The 22,168-nt window shown below is 32.5% G+C and carries 18 protein-coding genes; 16 read left to right on the top strand and 2 right to left on the bottom strand.

The window, feature by feature from the left end:
• Positions 1-109 precede the first annotated feature (109 nt).
• Positions 110-604 (top strand): hypothetical protein, encoded by a 495-nt coding sequence (locus tag SHI72_RS03115; protein WP_323489023.1) that lies wholly within the window; start codon positions 110-112, stop codon positions 602-604.
• Positions 605-935: 331 nt separating this feature from the next.
• Here SHI72_RS03115 and SHI72_RS03110 read toward each other — a convergent pair whose 3' ends face one another.
• A complete protein-coding gene (locus SHI72_RS03110) occupies positions 936-1,268 on the bottom strand; it encodes a hypothetical protein (protein WP_323489022.1) in 333 nt (110 codons plus the stop codon).
• Positions 1,269-1,504: 236 nt separating this feature from the next.
• On the opposite strand from SHI72_RS03110, the gene SHI72_RS03105 reads away from it, so the two are divergent.
• From SHI72_RS03105 to SHI72_RS03060, 10 genes are all read left to right on the top strand, one after another.
• Complete coding sequence (locus tag SHI72_RS03105; protein WP_323489021.1) at positions 1,505-2,296, top strand: hypothetical protein; 792 nt, start codon at positions 1,505-1,507, stop codon at positions 2,294-2,296.
• 116 nt (positions 2,297-2,412) lie between these two features.
• Positions 2,413-2,850, top strand: a complete 438-nt coding sequence (locus SHI72_RS03100; RefSeq protein ID WP_323489020.1) for an ankyrin repeat domain-containing protein — start codon at positions 2,413-2,415, stop codon at positions 2,848-2,850.
• A 68-nt stretch (positions 2,851-2,918) separates the two neighbouring features.
• The gene (locus SHI72_RS03095) at positions 2,919-3,992 is read left to right on the top strand and encodes a serine hydrolase domain-containing protein (RefSeq protein WP_323489019.1); all 1,074 of its coding nucleotides are present in this window, start codon (positions 2,919-2,921) and stop codon (positions 3,990-3,992) included.
• 199 nt (positions 3,993-4,191) lie between these two features.
• The gene (locus SHI72_RS03090; RefSeq protein WP_323489018.1) at positions 4,192-4,620 is read left to right on the top strand and encodes a copper resistance protein NlpE N-terminal domain-containing protein; all 429 of its coding nucleotides are present in this window, start codon (positions 4,192-4,194) and stop codon (positions 4,618-4,620) included.
• 573 nt (positions 4,621-5,193) lie between these two features.
• Positions 5,194-6,273, top strand: coding sequence for an acyltransferase (locus tag SHI72_RS03085; RefSeq protein ID WP_323489017.1), 1,080 nt, complete (start codon positions 5,194-5,196; stop codon positions 6,271-6,273).
• 277 nt (positions 6,274-6,550) lie between these two features.
• Complete coding sequence (locus SHI72_RS03080) at positions 6,551-7,036, top strand: hypothetical protein (protein ID WP_323489016.1); 486 nt, start codon at positions 6,551-6,553, stop codon at positions 7,034-7,036.
• Positions 7,037-7,056: 20 nt separating this feature from the next.
• Positions 7,057-7,794 carry an XAC2610-related protein gene (locus SHI72_RS03075; RefSeq protein ID WP_323489015.1) on the top strand — a complete coding sequence of 246 codons (738 nt, stop codon included), beginning with the start codon at positions 7,057-7,059 and terminating at the stop codon, positions 7,792-7,794.
• A gap of 217 nt (positions 7,795-8,011) precedes the next feature.
• The gene (locus tag SHI72_RS03070; RefSeq protein WP_323489014.1) at positions 8,012-8,866 is read left to right on the top strand and encodes a methyltransferase domain-containing protein; all 855 of its coding nucleotides are present in this window, start codon (positions 8,012-8,014) and stop codon (positions 8,864-8,866) included.
• A gap of 288 nt (positions 8,867-9,154) precedes the next feature.
• A complete protein-coding gene (locus tag SHI72_RS03065) occupies positions 9,155-11,458 on the top strand; it encodes a DNA topoisomerase 3 (protein WP_323489013.1) in 2,304 nt (767 codons plus the stop codon).
• 266 nt (positions 11,459-11,724) lie between these two features.
• A complete protein-coding gene (locus SHI72_RS03060) occupies positions 11,725-12,201 on the top strand; it encodes a DUF6265 family protein (protein WP_039111129.1) in 477 nt (158 codons plus the stop codon).
• A gap of 531 nt (positions 12,202-12,732) precedes the next feature.
• Here SHI72_RS03060 and SHI72_RS03055 read toward each other — a convergent pair.
• Positions 12,733-13,893, bottom strand: a complete 1,161-nt coding sequence (locus SHI72_RS03055) for an MFS transporter (protein WP_039111130.1) — start codon at positions 13,891-13,893, stop codon at positions 12,733-12,735.
• A 276-nt stretch (positions 13,894-14,169) separates the two neighbouring features.
• Between SHI72_RS03055 and SHI72_RS03050 the strand changes: the two genes are divergently transcribed.
• The 5 genes from SHI72_RS03050 to SHI72_RS03030 all read left to right on the top strand — a co-directional run bounded on the left by SHI72_RS03050 (position 14,170) and on the right by SHI72_RS03030 (position 22,139).
• Positions 14,170-16,590, top strand: coding sequence for a TonB-dependent receptor (locus SHI72_RS03050; RefSeq protein WP_323489012.1), 2,421 nt, complete (start codon positions 14,170-14,172; stop codon positions 16,588-16,590).
• Positions 16,591-16,636: 46 nt separating this feature from the next.
• On the top strand, positions 16,637-17,359 hold the full coding sequence (locus SHI72_RS03045) for a DUF4198 domain-containing protein (protein WP_323489011.1): 723 nt from the start codon (positions 16,637-16,639) through the stop codon (positions 17,357-17,359).
• A 211-nt stretch (positions 17,360-17,570) separates the two neighbouring features.
• Positions 17,571-19,823: a TonB-dependent receptor gene (locus tag SHI72_RS03040; RefSeq protein WP_323489010.1), complete on the top strand. Its 2,253-nt coding sequence runs from the start codon at positions 17,571-17,573 to the stop codon at positions 19,821-19,823.
• 312 nt (positions 19,824-20,135) lie between these two features.
• Positions 20,136-21,449, top strand: coding sequence for an APC family permease (locus SHI72_RS03035; RefSeq protein WP_323489009.1), 1,314 nt, complete (start codon positions 20,136-20,138; stop codon positions 21,447-21,449).
• Positions 21,450-21,518: 69 nt separating this feature from the next.
• The gene (locus SHI72_RS03030) at positions 21,519-22,139 is read left to right on the top strand and encodes a GyrI-like domain-containing protein (protein WP_039117701.1); all 621 of its coding nucleotides are present in this window, start codon (positions 21,519-21,521) and stop codon (positions 22,137-22,139) included.
• The last annotated feature ends 29 nt before the right edge of the window (positions 22,140-22,168 follow it).

Raw genomic sequence — 22,168 nt, 5'->3', positions numbered from 1 at the left:
GTACGAAGTCTCACGACTTCGTACCCGTTTCTATAACCATAAAGAGATAAAATTACATCAATGCGAAATATAGCACTGGAGAATATAATATATAATCAAGCATTTGAATATGGAAAAGAATATTAAAGAAGAAATAGAAAATCTAACAATGAGATTACTTGATCTGGTAAATCTAAATTGTTGGAATGATATTTCAAGAAATTTAATATTCATTCTCTCGAATATTTCTGAAGTAGAAGGAGAAAACTTTTTTATTCAACGTAGTAATAGAAATAAGCTCAATAAGAAGAAAATACCAAAAAGCTTTAATGAAATAATAATTAGCCTAAAAGAAATTTACGATTTGATTTATGATATAAATCTATATGTTTATAAATCAGAAAAGCATCGAACCATAATCGAAATAAGATATTTTCTTAAAAGCGAACTATCTCCTGATTATCTAAAAACAATAGTTAACAATCCACCAATGTTGCATTGTAAAATAGCAATACCTCCATATTTAAATAACAAAAAAAATAAATTTGATGTTAATTGGGAATTGGGCGGAATTAGATATAATTGGAATATATTTTGGTGGAAGAAAAATATTTCATTCCCCTGATGCGAGTTCGATAGTGCAGATTTGCAATCCGTGCCCGTAACAGTGAAACGCAACACATTATAAAATAACAATACTGAATATCTAACTTTTAAAAATTTTATAACTATGAGCAATCAAAGACCACCCAACGGACCAAGTACAACAGGAAACCCATCAGGACCAGGAAGAGGAAACAACCCTCCAAGTTCCCCTTCTAGACCCTCAGCACCAAAACCTTCTAAATAGCCTCTGCTCTGCGAAGTATTCCTTTTTTTAATATCGGAATCTCTGTACGAAGTCTTCGGACTTCGTACAGCATTCTAAATTTTAATGATTTGCCTTTCAAGAATACTTATTCTGCATTAGCCCTCAAATGAATCTTATGCAAATCATCCAATAATTCCATTTCTTCCTCAGGTAGAAGCTGCAATGCAATTTCAAGCAAAGTCATTACATTAATATCAACATTGGCTGTAAGATTTGACAAATTCTCCGTTTTAAGTATCAAAATACTTGCTTTAAGCAAATCCGAAACCATTAGATTAAGTTCATCATAACAAGATACTTTTAGTGTTACACTAAACGAATTGTCAATATTATTCTCAGGTTTTAGTTTTGTAAAATATTTTCCTTTATTCATTAATTCTAACAATTCTGCGACTGATTCTTTATGTTTTATTTCCATTATTGAATTTTAGTTAATTCGTATTTTATTTTCCATCGAAACGAAATTACAAGTAACAGATTACTTTTATGTGATTGTATACAATCGGTTGTATTCAACTGAAATCAATATCTATGTTCTTAACAGTGAACTTTTAGATAAAATAAAAGCTACAAGAAAATATTTTTGTAGCTTTTTAACATTTATAAAGAGAAAAAATTAATCTTTGTGTGTAATCTCATTTTAGAAAAAACACAATGAAAACAAGATTTTTAATAATAGCATTAATATTAAGTTTACAGACTAATGTATTTGCTCAAACTGATTATTTTTTTGGTAAAAGAACATATTGCGAAATGCCTACGGATAGCGAAACTAAAAAACTTTTTGATTTAGGTATAGATTGTATTAAACACAATTTATATATAGGAGCTGCAAATCAAATTTTTCAGGACTTAATAAAAAAAGATAAAACTTTTTGTGACGCTTATTTTTTCGCTGGTTATACATTTAGGTTAAGTAATATGAACAAAGAAGCTGTGGCAATGTATTACATAGCAGACAGTTTATCACAAAATAAATCAATAGAATTTAAGCAAAATTTAGCTACCACAAGTATGATGGTTGGTAAAGTAGATCTAGCTAGAAAAAAGTTTAAAGAAATTATCACGTTTTTTCCTGAAAACCCTGAAGGGTATTATGGTATTGCTCTTACTAGCACAATTATTGGGGATTTTGATAATGGCCTCGAGAATATAAAAATTGCAGAGAAAATATATACAGGAGAAAATAAAGATACACAATTTTTAAAAGCAATGTTACTTACGCTAAGCAACAAACATATGGAATCTCTCAAATATTATGAAAAAGTGCAATCAAAATTTTCTAAAGATGATAATTTTAATAGTTGTTACGCAGCCAGTCTTTATGAAGTAGGAACTGTAACAAATGATGAGAAAATGTTAAAAAAGGCAAAAAAACATTATGAAAAAGTAAAAGACAAAAGTGAAATAGCCGAAAATATCAAACTTAAACTTGAAAAAAAATAAACACCTGTATTCTTATAAAATTAGATATGTGGAGTTTTTTCCTAAAGTCGTGACTAATTAAGCTATCCAAACCAAACATTAACCAACACTTTACAAACCTCACAAAAACCATTTCGATGAAGAAATTATTACTTTTATTTTTATTAGGATTTTCAATAAGCACATATTCTCAGGAATCAGGAGAAAAACTTTTTAAAGCCATTTTTGACCATAATTTAGATGCTGTAAAAGCTATTGTCGAAAAAGATAAATCGCAAGCTAATTATATCCGAAAAATAAACGATTCCTTTTACATCCCAGTATTAATGCAAGCTGTAATGAATGATGAGTTTGAAATCTCAAAATTTTTAATCGAAAATGGTGCTGATATCAATAAAACAGATGGTTTTAAAATGACATGTTTAATGTGGGCAGCAGCAAACCAAAACATAGAGCTAACAAAATTATTATTAAATAAAGGTGCCGATAAAAACATCAAAGATGATAACGGAATGACTGCTTTAAAAGCCGCAGAAGAAACAAAGAATAATGAAGTTATTCAACTTCTAAAATAGTTTCTTCCCTCCGCAAACAATCAGTTTTTAAAACCATAAAAAACTAACCAAATAAACCAACCAAAACCATGAAAAAAAAACTGTTTTTACTATCATTTTTTGCCCTTAGCAATTCCATTCATTCCCAATCAGACGAGGTTGATCTTGCAATAAAAGAGCTGATGCAAAAAAATAAAATTGTGGGTTTACAATTGGCAGTAATCAAAAACAATAAAATCGTTAAAAAAAACCATTATGGTTTAGCGAGTATTCAGGATTCCATACGTGTTGACAATAAAACTGTTTTTAGCATTAATTCGATGGCGAAAGCATTTACAGGTGTTGCCATTATGCAATTGGTAGAAAATGGTAAATTAAAACTAGAAGATCCTATTTCTAAATATCTGGACAGCCTGCCAAACTCCTGGAAAAACATTACGGTAAAACAAATAGCAACCCACACATCTGGAGTTCCAGATATTTGGGAATCGCCAGAACATATGTTGTCTGAAGACAGTAAAACTTTATTCAAAAAGATAACAGAATTACCTGTGGTTTTTCAGCCCGGAGAAGATCGAAGATACAATCAAACAAATTACATGCTGCTTGGAATGATTATCGAAAAAATAAGCGGAAAATCGTATGAGCAATTCCTTGTAGAAAATCAATTTGAAAAAGCAGGTATGAAAAATACCATCAAAGCTGGTTTAGGAGATTATTATAAAATAGTGAATCACTCAGCCAGACCTTATTCTTATTTTAGAAATGGTAGTTTAACCAATGTTTATGAAGTTATACCAACAAATTTATATCCCGCAGCAAGTATATATTCTACCGCAAGCGAAATGGCAAAATGGGTTATTGCCTTACAAAACAATACTTTACTTAAAGCCGAAACCCTAAAAACACTTTGGACTCCTACTCTATTGAACAACGGAAAAAAACCAGGTCCAGCCGACTCAACCAATGGAACCGCAATTGGTTTTGATACCAATTTAAGAGATCAAAACCCTGTAATTACTGCTTTAGGCGGGGCTAGAAACGCTTTATATATTTATCCGAAAGATGATGTTTCAGTAGTTATTTTAACCAATTTACAAGGAGGAAATCCACAACGTTTTATAGAAGATATTGCAAATTTATATCTAACGGATAAAAAATAAAGTCCATAATGATGACTCTTGGCGTGAGCAGTCATTAAGCTAAGCAATAATTTTAAAATGATTTAAGATTTTTGACTAACGATTTTTGATTTCAGATATATGAAACCTCTTAAAATAGGCTTTTTTTTATTTATTAACACCAAATCAAAATAATACGACAACATAAACAATCCATTTTAACACCAATAAAACCAAACCAATGAAACTATTAATTACCACCTTACTTTTAATTTTCAACCTGACTTTATTCGCACAATCGACTCCGTTCGTTGGCGATTATAATCGCACACTTAGTGAAGAAGGAAAACATGAAATCGAATATAAACTAACCTTAAATCAAGACGGAACTTTCTTGTTTCATTCCTATTCAAAAATTAAAGGCGGAAATCCTCCTGAAGTAGATAAATACGGAAAAGGAAAATGGAATGCAAAAGACAATGTAATCACTTTTACTTCGGATAAAAAAGAAGACTTTGATGAAAAATATACATTGGATTTTAATAATTCTAAAGCGAGATTTATAACCAAAAATCCTAAAGATAAAACAGATCAGGTAATTAAAACAAAACTTACGTTTCTAGAATCAGGAATTTTCTGGATTAAAAAACTTGATGTTTTTAAAGTATAATACAGCATCAATCTTTATTGCAATATTTTCATTTTCGAGAAAGCTTTTCAGAATAAAAGCTTTTGTATATTTCCTAATTGGCGCTAGCCTAAAAATTAAAAACCAACCAAAAAACTAAGAGCGTAAGGAACTTTCTTTCGAAATTTCCTTACGCTCTTTAATAGAACCATACACAATCTTGCCTTTTTGATATGAGGAAACTTAAACAATATTGAACAAACAATGCAAATCAAACCAAAAACACAGATTGTAAACATTTTATAAACATTGCCAACGGTTTCAACCGTTGGAGCGCAATGCATTTTCACAATTCGTACCGCACGGTTGAAACCGTGGGCTATGACCAAAATAGGATAAAATCAAAGAAACAAAAGGAACAATACCCTTTATTCTGTGGCGGTACTTAATAAATTAGAGTCCTTTAACACATAAAAACTAAGTTCCTTACCTCTTGGTAATAAACTATAAGCAATCACTTAACTGTAAGAAAAAACATTAAATTTGACCCGTAAAATTTATACACGCCACATATAAAATAATAAACCACATTATTAAAATACCACACTATTAACCATGACAAAACCAGAAACCAACGTTTTAAAACCAAAACAACATTTTGAAATCCTTGATGGATTAAGAGGAATAGCCGCAGTGGCAATAGTAATTTTTCATTTTATGGAAATAGTTTATCCTCCCAACGAAAACTTCATCGCCCACGGATTTCTAGCCGTCGATTTTTTCTTTTGTCTCTCTGGGTTTGTTATTGCTTATGCGTATCATGACCGAATTGATAAAATGAAAATTACTGATTTTTTCACATTAAGACTTATCAGGTTACATCCTTTGGTTATTTTTGGATCCGTATTAGGATTGTTGGCTTTCCTTTTCGACCCTTTTGGCAGTCAATCTGGAACTTACGAAACAAGCAAACTGATTTTGATATTTCTGGCTTCCGTTTTCCTAATTCCTTTCCCCGTAATGGCAGATCGTTATTTTAATCTATTTGGTTTAAATGCACCAGGTTGGTCTCTGTTTTGGGAATATGTAGCCAATATTCTATATGCACTTTTCCTATATAAATTAAGCCGTCGTTCCCTGTTTTTACTAGCCATTTTTGCCGCAGCAGGAATCTGTTTTGTCAGTCACCGTGCGGGAGGTTCGTTAATGGGCGGATGGAGCGGAGAAAACTTTTGGGATGGCTGTGCTCGTATTTCGTATTCCTTTTTGGCAGGAATGCTCATTTATCGATCTAATTGGATTATTAAATCAAAACTAGGATTCATAGGTTTATCCGTATTACTGCTTCTAGCCTTTTTAGTACCGTTTTCAAGCTGGAATTGGCTTACAGAACCTATCGTTGTATTACTCTATTTCCCTTTATTAATCGTATTAGGAGCAGGAGCAACGCTGGCACCAGTATTCAAAAAACTATGTATCTTCTTCGGGAAAATATCATATCCTTTATACATGACGCATTATGCCGTAATGTGGATGTTTGCAGGCTATTACACAAAATACAAACCAGATACAAGCCAACTCACTTTTATTATAATCATAGGAACAATTCTTCTGGTGGGTATCGCCTATCTTACAATGGTTTTATATGATATTCCGGTTCGAAAATATCTAACAGATAGAAGAAAAAAAGAGTAATTTTAGAAACCGATTGTTAACTTAAAACGTTCTCCCTTTTAAAACCTTAAGGAGCTATTTCCTGTCGTCCACTGTATCTTTTCCTGGCTAAAGAAGCCAGAAAAAGGATGCCGTTCCCATCAGGGCTAGGTCTTCGGTTTTCATCAGAATATTTTTTGCAATATTGTCGGCAGAACATACCAAAACGTCAAGACAGGATAAAACAATTTCTAAAGACCTTGAAGCTTTTCGCCTTCGCGAAAACATCACAATGCTAAACTCAATTATAAATAAAAAAATGAAACTATTTCCAACAAGCGATTACACTTTCAAAATAATTGGAGAAGAAACTAATGCTCTTGATCGTTTACAACGAAGAACAGAATTTTCTGAAAGCTTGACTTCAAAAATAACCGATAAATCATTTCGAGGAATCGTTAAAAATAATACATTTAGGATAATCTCATCAGAAATTGGAAGAGGCGCTTTTTGTGTTTTAACAGGAGAAATTAAGAACCAAAACGGACAAGTACATGTAGAAATAAATAAAGCCTTCCGAATTATATTAAGTATATTTTTATGCTTTCCTTTTTTAGGTATAATTTCTCAAATTATATTTAGTGAAGAAAAATTCACAATCATTTTTGTTGTCGTGGCTATTCTTCAAGTAGTTATGATTCGATATTTTTTTATTGAATTAGCTTTCAGAAGATTTTCTAAATCAAGCCTAAATAAATTGAGTGACGTATTAGACATTGAACAACTTGAAAAAATTAAAGCATAACAAACCATTATAATCTAGAAATGATAAAGATATATAGCGTCCTTATTTTATTCATATTAGCATCTTGCCATCAAAATCAAAATAAGCAAGCCGCTAAGGCCTTTCAAAAATTAGATAGTAAACCGATAAAAAATGTGGCTGAAAGAAAACCAGATTCTACGCATGAAACATATCCGCTAGTAATTGATACGCTAAAAATTGATTTGCAAACGTTTATTGTTATCCAAAATGACCCAAGAGACGATAAACAAATGAACCTTTCTATATTAAATAGTAAAAAGGATACCATTTATGTGCATGATACTTATGCTACAAATGGTTTTAACTTTGAAGATTTTGATAATAATGGCATGCTAGACATAAGACTTGACCAAATCACTAATGTTGGTGGAGTTAGTGAGTTGATTTTTTATGACAAAAACAATAAAATTTTTAAAGCAGTCGAAGACTTTTCTAATTATCCAAATCCAACTAAAATCAAGAACACAAAATATTGGTATTCTTACCATCGAAGCGGCTGTGCTGATATAAACTGGGGAAGTGAATTATTTAAGATTGAAAACTTTAAAGTAATCAAGATTGGAGAAATTGAAGGAATTGGATGTGAAGAAGAAAAAGAAAATGGCATATTCATTTATAAAACAAAAGGAGATTCGAGAAAAAGAATTTTCTCTGAAAAAAGAAAACCTGGTTATTACAGCGACAAATGGGATTATATAGAGAACTATTGGAATAAAAACTACAAGAAGTTTGAATAAAAAACCGATCTACTTTCCAGCAATACAAAAACTAAACACTTACAAACAAACGAGTTAACACAGAATAAAGATATAAAAACCATCCATTTCCATCAATACTTTCGTTATTATTTTCTATATTTGATAGAATAATGCATTCTTTTTATAAAGAGAAATACCACACTTATTAGCGTAAACTTCAGTTCAATTTATTCAGTAATTAATACCTCACTAAATAATGAAAACATTTACCAGTAAAGACATCGAAAATTATTACGACCAAACAGAAGTTCACTATAAATTGCATTGGGAACTAGAAAAATCAATGGGACTTCATTACGGCATATGGGATAAATCGACTAAAACACTTCATGAGTCGATAATCAATACCAACTTTTTACTCATGAAATTTGGTGAAATCAAACCATCAGATTCCGTATTAGATTGTGGTTGTGGCATTGGCGGATCAGCCATATATCTTTCAAAAAAAGTAGGCTGTCAAGTTACTGGTGTAACACTAAGCGCAAAACAAGTTGCTACGGCAAAAAAACTGGCAATAGAAAATTCTGTTGACCAATTGGTATCTTTTTATCAGCTAAACTATCTTGAAACTGGTTTTGCAGATCAATCCTTTGATAAAATATGGGCAATGGAAAGTTTTGGTTCTTCTTTTGACAAACAACTTTTCTTTAAAGAAATGCAACGAATCTTAAAACCTGGTGGGAAAATCTTGTTTGCCGATACATTTAAACCGTATTCATATGATATCGACCAAGAAATTGATATGCAAATAATGCTTAATGGCTGGGCAATTTCGGATATATTATCTCTCGAAGAATTAACCAAACTAGCACAGGATCACAACTTTGAAACTCCTCAAATAAACGACGTAACAAAAGATGTTAAAAAATCTGTCGAAAGACTTTATTCTCTATCATTGGCTGGTATGGTAGCATCCAAAATATATAATTTATTCAAAAACGTAAGCGAATTTTCGAAGGTGCATTATAAGACTGGTATTGCTCAAAAGAAAGCCTACGAAAATGGTAAATGGGGATACTACCTCGTAATGGCAGAAAAGAAAAATGCTTAATATTTTTTTGTGCAATAAATGCTTTTCGAAGTCCGACGCCTATTTACAAATTGTTACGCATAAAATGGAACGCGGATTAAACAGATTTAATGATGTTTAGATAAAAATCCGTAATTAATCCATGTCTTCACAGAGTAAATCTGCTCTAATCTTTTAACAATCTGCGTGAAACAAAAAAATTGCGCCTCTACGATATTTAAAAAGAACCTTTGTGCCTTTGTTCCTAAGAACCTTTGCCCCTTTCTTATAAAAAATCGTTAATTTTGCTCTCAAATAAGAAGGAGAAAAATGAAGGTATGTATTGCTGAAAAACCAAGTGTAGCACGCGAAATCGCATCCGTTTTAGGAGCCAATACCAAACACGATGGGTATTATGAAGGCAACGGATATGCCGTAACTTACACTTTTGGGCATTTATGTACCTTAAAAGAACCTAACGATTACAAACCACACTGGAAAAGCTGGGATTTGAACAACCTGCCTATGCTTCCCGAGAAATTTGAAACCAAAGTGGTGGAAAATTCAGGAATCCAGAAACAATTTAAGATTGTAAAAAGTTTATTTGACAAAGCCGAAGTAGTTATAAACTGCGGGGATGCTGGACAAGAAGGAGAACTCATTCAGCGTTGGGTGATGAATGAAGCCAACTATAAAGGCGAAGTACAACGCTTATGGATATCGTCCTTAACAACCGAAGCCATAAAAGAAGGTTTTGAAAACTTAAAACCATCTGCCAACTACGATAATTTATTTTATGCCGGATTTTCCAGAGCTATTGGCGACTGGTTATTGGGTATGAATGCCACTCGTTTGTACACCGTAAAGCATGGTGGTTACAAACAAGTATTGTCTATTGGTCGGGTACAAACGCCAACACTGGCAATGGTTGTAGATCGCTGGAAAGAAATCGAGAATTTTAAACCTCAACCCTATTGGGAACTACAAACTTTATATAGAGAAACACTTTTTAGCTATGAAGAAGGGCGTTTCTTAAAAAAAGAAGATGGAGAACTCTTAGCCAATAAAGTCAAAGAAAGTGAGTTTGAAATTGTTTCGGTTGAAAAAAAGAACGGAAACGAATTTGCACCTAAACTATTTGATTTAACAGGTTTACAAGTATATTGCAATACCAAATTTGGATTCTCGGCAGATGAAACGCTTAAGATTGTGCAAACTTTGTACGAACAAAAAGTAGTTACCTATCCCAGAGTTGATACTACATTTTTACCAAATGATATCTATCCAAAAGTACCTGGTATTCTGCAAAATTTAAGCAATTATGCTGCATTGACCCAACCACTTTTAGAAAAAAAGATTAAAAAATCGCCTAAGGTTTTCAACGATAAAAAAGTAACGGATCACCACGCGATAATCCCAACTGGCGTACAATCTAATTTGCAATACAATCAGCAGCAAGTATATGATATTATTACAAGACGATTTATTGCCGTATTTTATGATGATTGTTTGGTTGCCAATACAACAGTAATAGGAAAAGCAGCCGAAGTGCACTTTAAAACCACAGGAAAAGAAATCTTAAAAAAGGGATTCCGTGTTGTTTTTGAAGATCCTAACGCAAAAGAAAAGGAAGCCGATTTATTACCCAGTTTTGTTGTGGGAGAAAAAGGCCCGCATGAACCTTCATTTCTAGAAAAAGAAACCAAACCACCCAACCAGTTTACTGAGGCAACATTATTACGTGCCATGGAAACTGCAGGAAAACAGGTTGATGATGAAGATTTACGCGAATTAATGAAAGAAAACGGTATCGGACGTCCATCTACCCGAGCTAATATTATCGAAACGCTGTTTAAACGTCAATACATTGTTCGAAATAAAAAACAGGTTTTACCAACACCAACAGGAATTCAGCTTATTGATACGATTCAGAATGAATTAATAAAATCGGCAGAACTTACCGGTTCTTGGGAGAAACAGTTGAAAGATATCGAAAAAGGAACTTTTACCGCTGGTGCTTTTATTATCAATATGAAACGCATGGTTGAAGCCTTGGTATATGAAGTACGAAGCGAAACCAGACACGCCAATATTTCGCATGCACAAAGTATTCAAAAACAAGTAGCGACAGTCGAGAAAAAGAAAGCAGCAGGAATCTTGGCAGAAACCTGTCCGAAATGCCAAAAAGCAACACTTATAAAAGGAAAATCTGCTTACGGTTGTGGCAATTATAAAGCAGGTTGCGATTTTGTATTGCCTTATACTTTTGCAGACAAGAAAATATCTGAGAACCAATATTTAAGATTAGTCCAAAAAGGATCAACAGTAAATATAAAAGGCTTTAAAACCGATGCTGGTACAGTAGAAGGTTTAATTCGTTTTGAAGAAAATTACAAACTAAAACTAGAACCTAAGAAAGCAACACCAAAAGCAGCTTCAGCAGCTACACCCGACTCATTAATATGCCCTAAATGTAAAAAAGGAACAATTATGAAAGGAAAAACGGCCTATGGTTGTGGCGATTATAAATTGGGTTGTGATTTTAAAGTGACTTTTGATGTAGTTAGAGAAAAACTAAAAGATCAAAAACCTACAAAAGAGTTAGTTTACGCTATTTTACAAGAAAACGTTTAGTTTTTTGCACCAGATTTAAAGGATTAAAAAGATTTTTTCGTCACGATTTTTTTCACGCAGATACTACAGATTTAAGCAGATACTAGCAGATTTATATAATTTTAAATCAAAATTAAATTTGCCCTAATCTGCAAAATCTGCGTGAAACAATAATTCCTTTTAATCCTTTAAATCTGTGACAAGTTTCAAAATAAATTAGTGAAATTTGTGGCTAACTTTTTTTTCATACTTTAGTACTTCCAAATAACATCAAACATAAATACATAATGACTCAAAAAATTACTCTCATACTACTTTTATTGGCTGTTGTTTCTTGTAAAAATGCTGAAGCTCCAGAAAAAGACAAAATAAAAACAGCTGATTGGCTTATCGGAAAATGGGAAAACGTTTCTCCTCAAGGAACCTTAACCGAAACATGGAGCAAAGTAAACGATAGTACTTTTCAAGGGAGTTCTTATTTTATAAAAGGAAAAGATACCATTCATTTTGAATCGATTAAACTACAACAAAAAGGCGAAGACTTAACTTATAACGCTACTGTAAAAGGTCAAAATAATGATCAAGCAGTCGCTTTTGAGTTAACTACTTCGACCGAAAAAGGATTAGTTTTTGAAAATCCAAAACACGATTATCCACAAAAAATTAGCTATACCAAAGACGCAAACAATACTTTAACCGCAGAAATTTCAGGGAAACTGCAAGGAAAATTATCTTCGGAGAAGTTTGTAATGGTTAAGAAGTAGTTTTTTAAGGTTTTAAAAACAGAAATTCAACATTAATAAATACATTTTGAATGTTTCCAACTGACTCCGAATTCTCATTTTTGTATTTAAGCTATATTGTTGTGTTTCTTTATTTTAGTTTAGGTTACTTCTTGACCAAAATAAAAAGCTTCAAACTGAATTTAATAGTCTTTTCAGTCTATACCCTTTTCATGCTTTATATTTTTTCTGATGAAAATAATTTTAAATATGGAGGTTCCTTATCCGTCTTATTTTATGGTTTAGTATTTCTAATACTACACTTAATTATATACGGAATCATCGAACTTGTTAAAGCGCTAAAGAAATGATTTAAGATTTTTGACTAACGATTTTTGATTTCATATGTAAAGAAGATGTTTTTTTTATTTATTCACACGAAATCTGAAATCGTTAGTTAGCATTCAAAGATATTGTAGTTTAATAGCTTAGATTCTTTGTACCTCTGATACTTCAAAAAAACCTTTCTCACTTAGAACCTCAGCAACTTAGAATCTTAGCATCTTTAAAAAACTATTCGTTCTCCCCGATCTTATTGACCATAAAAATCATAAGTCCGCCTAGACAAGCCATAATCAAGAAGGCCCATTTCATGTTTAGAAATTCGGATATAAAACCAACCATTGGTGGCACTATTAAAAAACCAAGATATCCAATAGTCGAAATAGAGGTTAATGCTGAGCCATTACTCAAGGTTTTTGATTGTCCGGCAATACTAAAAACCAACGGAACAACACAAGAAACTCCAATCCCAATTAAGAGATATCCAAATATTGTTGGGTAAATAAAAGGGAATAAAAAGCAAATTAAAAATCCTATTGTGATAAAAATTCCGCTGTAAAACAAGATGCGTTTTACACCTAGTTTTTGTACTGCATAATCTCCAAAAAAACGACCTAAAGTAACAGCTGTCATAAAAAACACAAATGCTGCCGTAGTAAGTTTTGAAGAAGCGTGTAATACATTCTGGAAATATATTCCGCTCCAGTCATACATCGTATTTTCGCATGCCATCGAAACAAAACAGATTAAAGCAAACTTTATCAGGTTTTTATCTGGCATCGAAAAGAATTTCTTTTTATCCGGAATTGGTTCTGTATGAATACTCATTGGGTAAAAACAGGCTGTAATCGCCATCATAGCAATACTTATTCCTAGTAAATGATATGATGCTGCAATATTTTGAGCCACCATAACATATCCTAAACCTGCTCCTGCAAATCCTGCCAAACTCCAAACGGCATGAAATCGTGTCATAATCGATTTTGGATACAGTTTCTGAACCTCAAGAGCTTGTGCATTCATAGATAAATTGAGAATATTTCGTGAAGCTCCAAATATCAATAGGATAATTACCAACTGCCAAACAAAAGCGCTAAACCCAGGTAATGCCAAAACAATATTAAATAAAACTGCCCCAAGAAGCATACAATACCTACTACTGTATTTATTTAATAACTTTCCTGTAAATGGCATTGTAAACATTAAACCTATCGGAAATGCAAATAAAACAGCTCCAAATTCTGCTTCGCTCAAACCTAATTGTGCTTTTATATTTGGGATCCGAGACGCCCAAGATGAATATCCGAATCCTGATACAAAGAAAAATACGGTATTGGCTAGTCTAAATCCTTTTGGGGAATTCTGTAATTTCTTAAAATAAGATACAATCATCTTGCAAATTTCAATTTATAAAAGCTGCAAAATTAAGCTTTATTAAGTGTTATCCCATTGCTTACTGAAAGTAAAAGAAGTAACTAACTCATAAATAAAAATATAATTCGCCTATTTTTTTAATTCAACATTAAAATTTTTATATAAATATTTCAAAATATTATTAATAATTAGTCTAAATAAGCATTGTTAAACAAATATTAAATTTTACATTTGCTGCATATTTCAAAAACCAAACACAATTTAAACCTAAAACCAAATTTTATATTTTAAATAATGAAATATCTAAACCAACAAATAACTAAAATATTATTTATTGTAGTTTTATTTTTCTTTGCAATAACAGCCGTTTATGCTCAGGAATCTGGTAACATCAAAGGAAAAGTCCTTACAAACGACAACAAACCTGCCGAAGGAGTATCTATCTCTATTAAAGGGGTAAACAAAGCAACTATCGCAGATAATGATGGTGTTTTCGAAATAAAAAAGGTACCTGTAGGAACACAAACGTTAATTATAACCTTGGTAGGATATAATGATGTTGAGCAAGAAGTTACTGTTGCCACTGGAGAAACGATTACTACAGATGTTCAACTTACTTTATCTAATACGGAGCTAAACCAAGTTGTGGTTTTAAGTAATAAAAGTGCTTTTAAGACTAACAGGGTTTCATCATCACTTCGCTTACAATCGGCAATTATAGAAATCCCGCAAAACATTCAGGTTATTACAGGGAAATTAATTCAAGACCAACAAATTTATGATATGCTCGAAGGAGTTACTCGTAATGTGAGTGGTGTAACAAGGGTAGAACATTGGGACACTTATGCCAATATCATGATGAGAGGTAGCCAGGTTGCAGCTTTTAGAAATGGTATGAACGTAAGTACCGATTGGGGACCTCTTACTGAAGATATGAGTATGGTAGAACGTATTGAATTTGTAAAAGGACCAGCTGGATTTATGATGGCTAACGGAAACCCAAGCGGATTTTATAATGTGGTTACCAAAAAACCAAGCGGACGTACAAAAGGAGAAATGAATCTTACTTTAGGAAGCTTTGATATGTATAGAGGAACTCTTGATCTTGATGGAAAATTATCTAAGGATGGGAAATTATTGTATCGAATCAATGTAATGGGACAAATGAAAGAAAGTCACCGTGATTATGATTACAACAACCGCTACTCTATTGCGCCTGTATTAAAATATCTTGTTGACGATAAAACATCTATTACTTTAGAATATACTCAACAATTCTCGCAAGTAAATATAATTGGTTCTAACTATGTTTTCTCTAATAAACAGTTTGCCGAATTGCCTAGGAGTTTCACAACTGGGGAACCTAATTTTGACCCAACCAACATGAATGACAAAAGCATTTTGGCTATTTTAGAACATAAACTTGATCAAAATTGGAAATTCACTGCTCAAGGTGCTTATTTTAATTACAAGCAAGAAGGAATGTCGATGTGGCCAGCTTGGAATGCATTCGATCCAGATCCTAGCCTAGGCGTTAAAAGTGGTATTTTGCATCGTAAAGTTTCTATATGGGATGTTTTAGGAATAACCAAAACGGGACAAATGTTTGTAAATGGCGAAGTAAAAACTGGACCTATAAACCACAAAATATTAGGTGGGCTAGACATGAGCGATAAATTATATTATCATGACTGGAGCCAATCTGCGGATCTTGATGGTTATGATGCCGATGGTAATATTGTTCCTTTTGATATTTACAACCCAATACATGGAAATGTTCCTGCAGATAAAATGCCTAAATTCGACAGAAGCAAAGATATCAGAGAAAGAGGTGTTCAATACCAAAATGGATACACTGGATTTTATGTACAAGATGAACTTGGAATGTTTGAAGATAAACTTCGTGTAACAGTTGCAGGACGTTATACAACTTTAAAAACTTCAACTGCTTATACAGGTTCTTTTAAAGATAGTAAATTTACTCCACGTTTAGGGATTAGTTATTCTATAGATAAAAATACTGCCGCTTACTTTGTAAGAGACGAAGCTTTTACCGAAAACTACGGAACCGACTGGCAAGGGAATAGTTTTGACCCTCAAACAGGGACAAACATAGAGTTAGGATTAAAGAGAGACTGGTTAAACGGTAAATGGAATTCTGTAATTTCGGCTTACCAAATCACTAAAAATAATGTACTAACTGCAGATCCTGAACATTCGACTAGTGCTAAACAGTATAGCAGACAAAGCGGACAACAAAAAGTAAAAGGATTTGACCTTGATATCAGAGGGCAAATTATCCGTAATGTAGATGTAGTTATCAATTATGCCTTTACTCAAGCAAAAGTTACTCAAGATTCAGACCCCGCTTTAGTAGGCACACAAGTTCCAGGTACATCAAAACACATCCAAAACACTTGGATTAACTATAAAATGGATCACGGCGTATTAAATGGTTTTGGACTTTCATTAGGATACCAATATCAAATAGACAGATCTCCTTGGTTTGTATCTAATAGTTCTCAACAAAACTTACCAGATTATTTCCGTTTAGATGGTGGTGTTACTTACCAAAAAGGAAAAATCTCTTTTAACGTAATAGTAAACAACATTTTAAACAAATATCTATATTCAGGAGGAATCTATAACGGTTACTATGATTGGCAAACCGAAGCAGGAACCAATGCACGTTTAACTGTTGCCTATAAATTTTAATCCCCATAAAAATTAAAAACAAAAATTAACTTAAATATTTTACATCATGAAATTAAGCTCTTTAAAAACGCTATTAGTATTATTAACCCTTATACTAAGCCCACAATTATTTGCTCACGCTCTTTGGATCGAAACTAAAGCAACTGGAACAAAAGGGAAACCACAAGAAATTTCAATATACTTTGGTGAATTCTCAGATAATGATATTACTCCTGCTGCTAAATGGTTTTCGGATTTAAAAGATTTCTCTTTAGTATTGATAAGCCCATCTAAAAAAGAAATCAAATTAACTCCAACAGCTTTAGAGAAAAAATACCAAGCCTTTTTTACTCCAGAGGAAGATGGAGTTTATACAGTAGTAATGCAACATACTGTAAAGGATGTATACGGTACAATGAAATTAGATTATAACTCAAGCGCCAATGTTGTTGTTGGGAACAAAACTGCAGGTAATAATGCTACAGCAAACAAAAATACAATCGGTGTATTTTCTGAAAGTGTTGATGTAGCTAAGAAAAATGTAAAAATATCTGGATTTGCATTATATGAAGGTGCTGCTGCCAAAAAACAAAAAATTAAAGTAATTGCTCCAAACGGTTGGGAAAAAGAATTATATACTGACGAAAAAGGACAATTTGAATTTACTCCTATTTGGTCTGGACAATATATGGTAGAATTTGCTCATACAGAAACAAGTGCTGGAGAACACAATGGAAAAAAGTATGACGAAATCTGGAAAATGGCAACTTACTCAATTGAAGTTAAATAACTTAATTCCTTAAAAAGGAGTTTTTATAGCATCTTTTTATATAAAAAAAGTAAAACCTTGTTTGTATAAACAAGGTTTTGTTATTTATACGCTAAACCAAACCTTAAAAATTTGTTAAAAACTATGCGTAATTAATCTAAATAAGCTTTGATTATTCAATCATAGACATTACTTTTGCGGCGTTATTTTTTTTTATTCCAAATAAACAAACATGAAACATATTTTATTGCCTACTCTAGGCTTATTATTCGGTCTAACAGGTTTTGCACAAGGGAGAGCAAACACAGTCGAAAATCGTGATACAGCCACAGCAATTACTGATACTGTAAAAAACAAAAAAGGAGAAATTCTTAACGAAGTTGTAATTACAGCCAATAAACAAAGAAAACCCGTAACTGCAGTACGTTCAGGCATCAAAGTTATGGATCTTCCACAAAGTGTACAAGTAATAGACAATGTAGTAATCGAACAACAACAAGCTATTAGATTAAGTGATGTTACAAAAAACATGAATGGTGTTTATGTAGGATCGGCTCGTGGTGGTGCTCAGGAATCTTTTTTCTCTAGAGGTTACGACATGTCAACAAATAATATGTTCAAAAACGGATTTCGTTACAGCAGTGGTTCTATGCCAGAGGTTTCTTCTTTAGATAAAGTAGAATTCTTAAAAGGAAGTGCTGCGTTATTATACGGAAACGTTGCTCCTGGAGGAATTATTAATATGGTTACTAAAACACCACAGTTTACACATGGTGGTGAGGTATCTATGCAAATGGGAAGTAACTCTTTTTACAAACCATCTGTAGATGTTTACGGACCTTTAAACAAATACATTGCGTATCGTTTTACAGGTACTTACGAAAACTCTGAAAGCTTTAGAGATATTGTAAAAAATGAGCGTTATTACATAAATCCTTCGTTCTTATTTAAAGTAAACAACAAAACTCAAATTACATTACAAGGAGATTATTTAAGCTACGACTGGACTCCAGATTTTGGAACAGGAATAATTGGAAAAGAACTTGCAGATGTACCAAGAGGTAAATATTTAGGAGCACTTTGGTCAAACGGAAAAACGACTCAAACGAGTGTTTCGGCTTTAGTTAACCACGATTTTAATGATAATTGGAAATTAAACTTTAATACTTCTTTCCAAAATTACCACAGAACTTCTAAAGGTACAGAGCGTATATCTATTGATACTACTATCCCAAATTATATAGATGGTGATTATATTCGTCCATTAGGCCAAAATGATAGTTTTGAACAAATAATGGGAGACCAATTAAGCTTACAAGGAACATTCAATACTGGAAGAATAAAACACCAACTTTTTACAGGTGTTGATTTCGAAAATTCATTTGCACAAGCGTATACTTATGCTTTCAGTGAAGAGGCAATAAAAGATGCTAAAGGAAAATACATTCCAGGTGCATACGATCGTGTAAATATTTACGATCTTACTTATGTAGGACAACGTATGGACATCCCAAATGCAAAAGCAACTAAACTTGTAAACACAGATTCAAATCGTTTTGGAGTTTATTTCCAGGATTTAATTTCGGTAACTGAACAGTTTAAAGTTTTGGTAGGATTACGTTGGTCTTGGCAAGAATCTGAAGCTGAAACAACAGATTATGATAAAAATACAATTACAAAAGCAGATAAACTTACTGATCAGGCATTCTCTCCAAAAGTAGGATTAATTTATCAGCCTACTAAAGACATGTCTCTATTTGCAAGTTACTCAAGTTCATTTACACCAAATACAGGATTTACATACAATAACGCACCTCTTGACCCTTCAATTATAGATCAATATGAAGTTGGTATTAAGAAAGATTTCTGGAGAGGCTTATTAAGTACTAATGTTACTTTATACCAAATTACAAATGATAATCTAGTTCAAACTGCTGAGTTTAATCTTGACGGAACAATAAATACAAATACGAATTTAAAAGTATTAAGCGGAGGAACAAAAAGTAAAGGTATCGAAATTGATATTACTGCTAAACCTGTTGATGGTTTAAGTATCATAGCTGGTTATAGCTATAACGATATGCGTTACACAAAAACTTCAGGAGCAAACGGTAGTTTTATCGAAGGAGATCGTTTAGTAAGAACTCCTGCCAATACTGCAAACTTAAGCTTCTTTTATACTGTACAAGACGGTTTACTTAAAGGTGTTTCTGTTGGAGCAATCGGAAATTACATTGGAGATAGATTTGGTGGTTGGAACAGTCAATACGACTCAACAAAACCAAACGGAATCAACGACAGAGAAATTCCTTTAGATGCCTACACTACAATTGATGTATCTGCAGGTTACACTTGGAGAAAAATTTCAATCTTGTGTAAATTATCAAACATTACAAACGAATTAAACTATACAGTTCACGAGAACTATAGTGTGAATCCAATCGCGCCTCGTCAAGTAATGACAAGTTTAAGATATAAATTCTAAGAAACATTTCGTTTCTCTTTATAAAAACCTTTTTCTGAAATTCATTTAATGAAAATCAGAAAAAGGTTTTTTATTTTTAGTAAAATATTCAATCAAGATTAGCATTAAGCACAGAGATTAAAAACTCCCCATAGCCGGAATTTTATTCCCTATACTATTCTTATTTTACTCGCTCAATCCCTATTTGTTATTATAAAATCAAACCTCGTGTATTACTAAACGAGGTTTTTTGTTTTAAAGAAAAGTACATTAATTGTATTACTTTTGCCAAGTAAATAATCCAAACCTCAACATCCGACAAAAATTCTAAATATGATAGACTCCAAAAAGAACCAATTAAAAAAAAGTCTAGGACTAAGTTTTAATATTGCGGTATTAATTGGAGGCACAATCGGAGTTGGAATTTTACGTACACCAGGTACGATTGCGGGATTATTAGACAATTACTGGCTCATTATTGCTTCTTGGCTTTTTGGTGGATTATTTGTCTTAATAGGAGCCAATTCCTATGCCGAACTAGCTACTATGCTCCCTAAAGCGGGAGGATCTTATAATTATATAAAAAGGGCTTTTGGTAATTATGCGGGTTTTCTCTCAGGTTGGTTTGATTATATTACCAATGTAATTCCGCCTGCTTTTTACTGCATCGTTATCAGTGAATATATCATTATTTTATTTCCGAGTCTGCATAGCTACTCAACAACAATTGCTATCTCCTTATTAATAGCATTTGTATTATTACATTTAAGCGGCGTAAAAAACGGAAGCATTATCCAGCAAATTACCAGTTTCATTAAAGTAATCTGTTTTGTTGCCTTAGTTGTTGCTTGTTTTATGTATTCGGGAGTAAAATTAGCTCCGATTCAAAAAGACAGTTCCGTCTTTCAGATTGGTATTTTATTTGGATTATTTAAATCTCTTCAGCTCATTATCGGAACCTATAATGGCTGGAATAGCGTTTGCTTTTTTGCAGAAGAAAATGATGATCCGAGCAAAAACATTCCGAAATCATTATTTAGTGGCGTACTACTTGTAATTGCTATTTACGTTTTAGTAAACATTGCTTTTTTACATGTTTTACCGCTACAAACTGTGGCAAAATCTAATCTGGTTGCAGCCGATGTAGCAAACATTATCTTCGGGAAAAATGGAGCTATAATTGTCACCGTCATTTCTATTTTCTCTCTAATTAGCATCCTGAACGCATTTATGATGATACCGCCAAGAATTCTATACGGATTAAGTCGTGATGGTTTTTTTATCAATAAAGGAACAGCTGTAAACAAAGGCGGAACTCCAATTGTTGCACTTTTGGTTTCTTCATTATTTAGTTTATTCTTGATTTGTATTGGCTCATTCGAAGTCTTATTTTCCTTTGCTGCTTTTACCTCTATTATTGTTTGGGGATTAGCTTATTTTTCGCTTCTTAAACTAAGAATTTCAGAACCTGATTTACCAAGAACTTATCGTTCTTTTTGGTATCCATGGACTACTATTTTGGCTATTTTGGTATCGTTAGCACTATTAATAGGATTTATATATAGCGATCCTAAAAGCTTTATAATTATAGTTGGTATCACCTTGATTTCTTATCCTTTATTTTTGATTTTAAGAAAGAAGAAATAAAAGCAGAATTACTGATGACATAGGGTTGTCACCAGATGTAATTTACTTTGTAATCTAAACATACAAAAAATGAATAAATTAGATTTAACAAAGACAGATAAGATATATTATACTGCTAAAACTGAACCTCAGATAGTTTATATTGAAAAAGCACATTATTTATCAATTGTAGGTAAAGGCGATCCTTCTGGAGAAGCTTTTGCAAATAATATCCAGGCGTTGTATCCAACAGCTTATGCGATAAAGTTTATGTGCAAAGCATTAAACAATGACTTTGTTGTTCCTAAACTTGAAGCTTTATGGAGTTTTGATGAAGAAAAATACAATAACGTATCTATTGATGAAGCACCATTAAAAATCCCAAGAAGCGAATGGAATTACAGAATCATGATTAGAATGCCAGATTTTGTCACCAAAGAACAAGTTGAAACTGCTATTGATATTGCCATCAAAAAACAAATAAAACTAGCAAGTACAATTGAATTTTATGAAATGACTGAAGGCAAAGTAATACAAATTCTTCATATTGGACCTTTTGCTAATGAGCCCGAAACTCTTAAACAAATTCAGGAATTTTCTAAGGAAAATAATTTGCAGAAAAACGGAATGCATCATGAAATCTATTTATCGGATTTCCGAAAAACACCTCCTGAAAAATTGAGAACAATACTAAGAGAACCTGTAAAATAAAGCCTCCTTAAATGCAAAAACCCCAATAC

It is taken from the genome of Flavobacterium sp. PL02 (assembly GCF_035013205.1).
Taxonomy (GTDB): Bacteria; Bacteroidota; Bacteroidia; order Flavobacteriales; family Flavobacteriaceae; genus Flavobacterium.
This window is presented reverse-complemented; position numbering and strand designations above follow the sequence as displayed.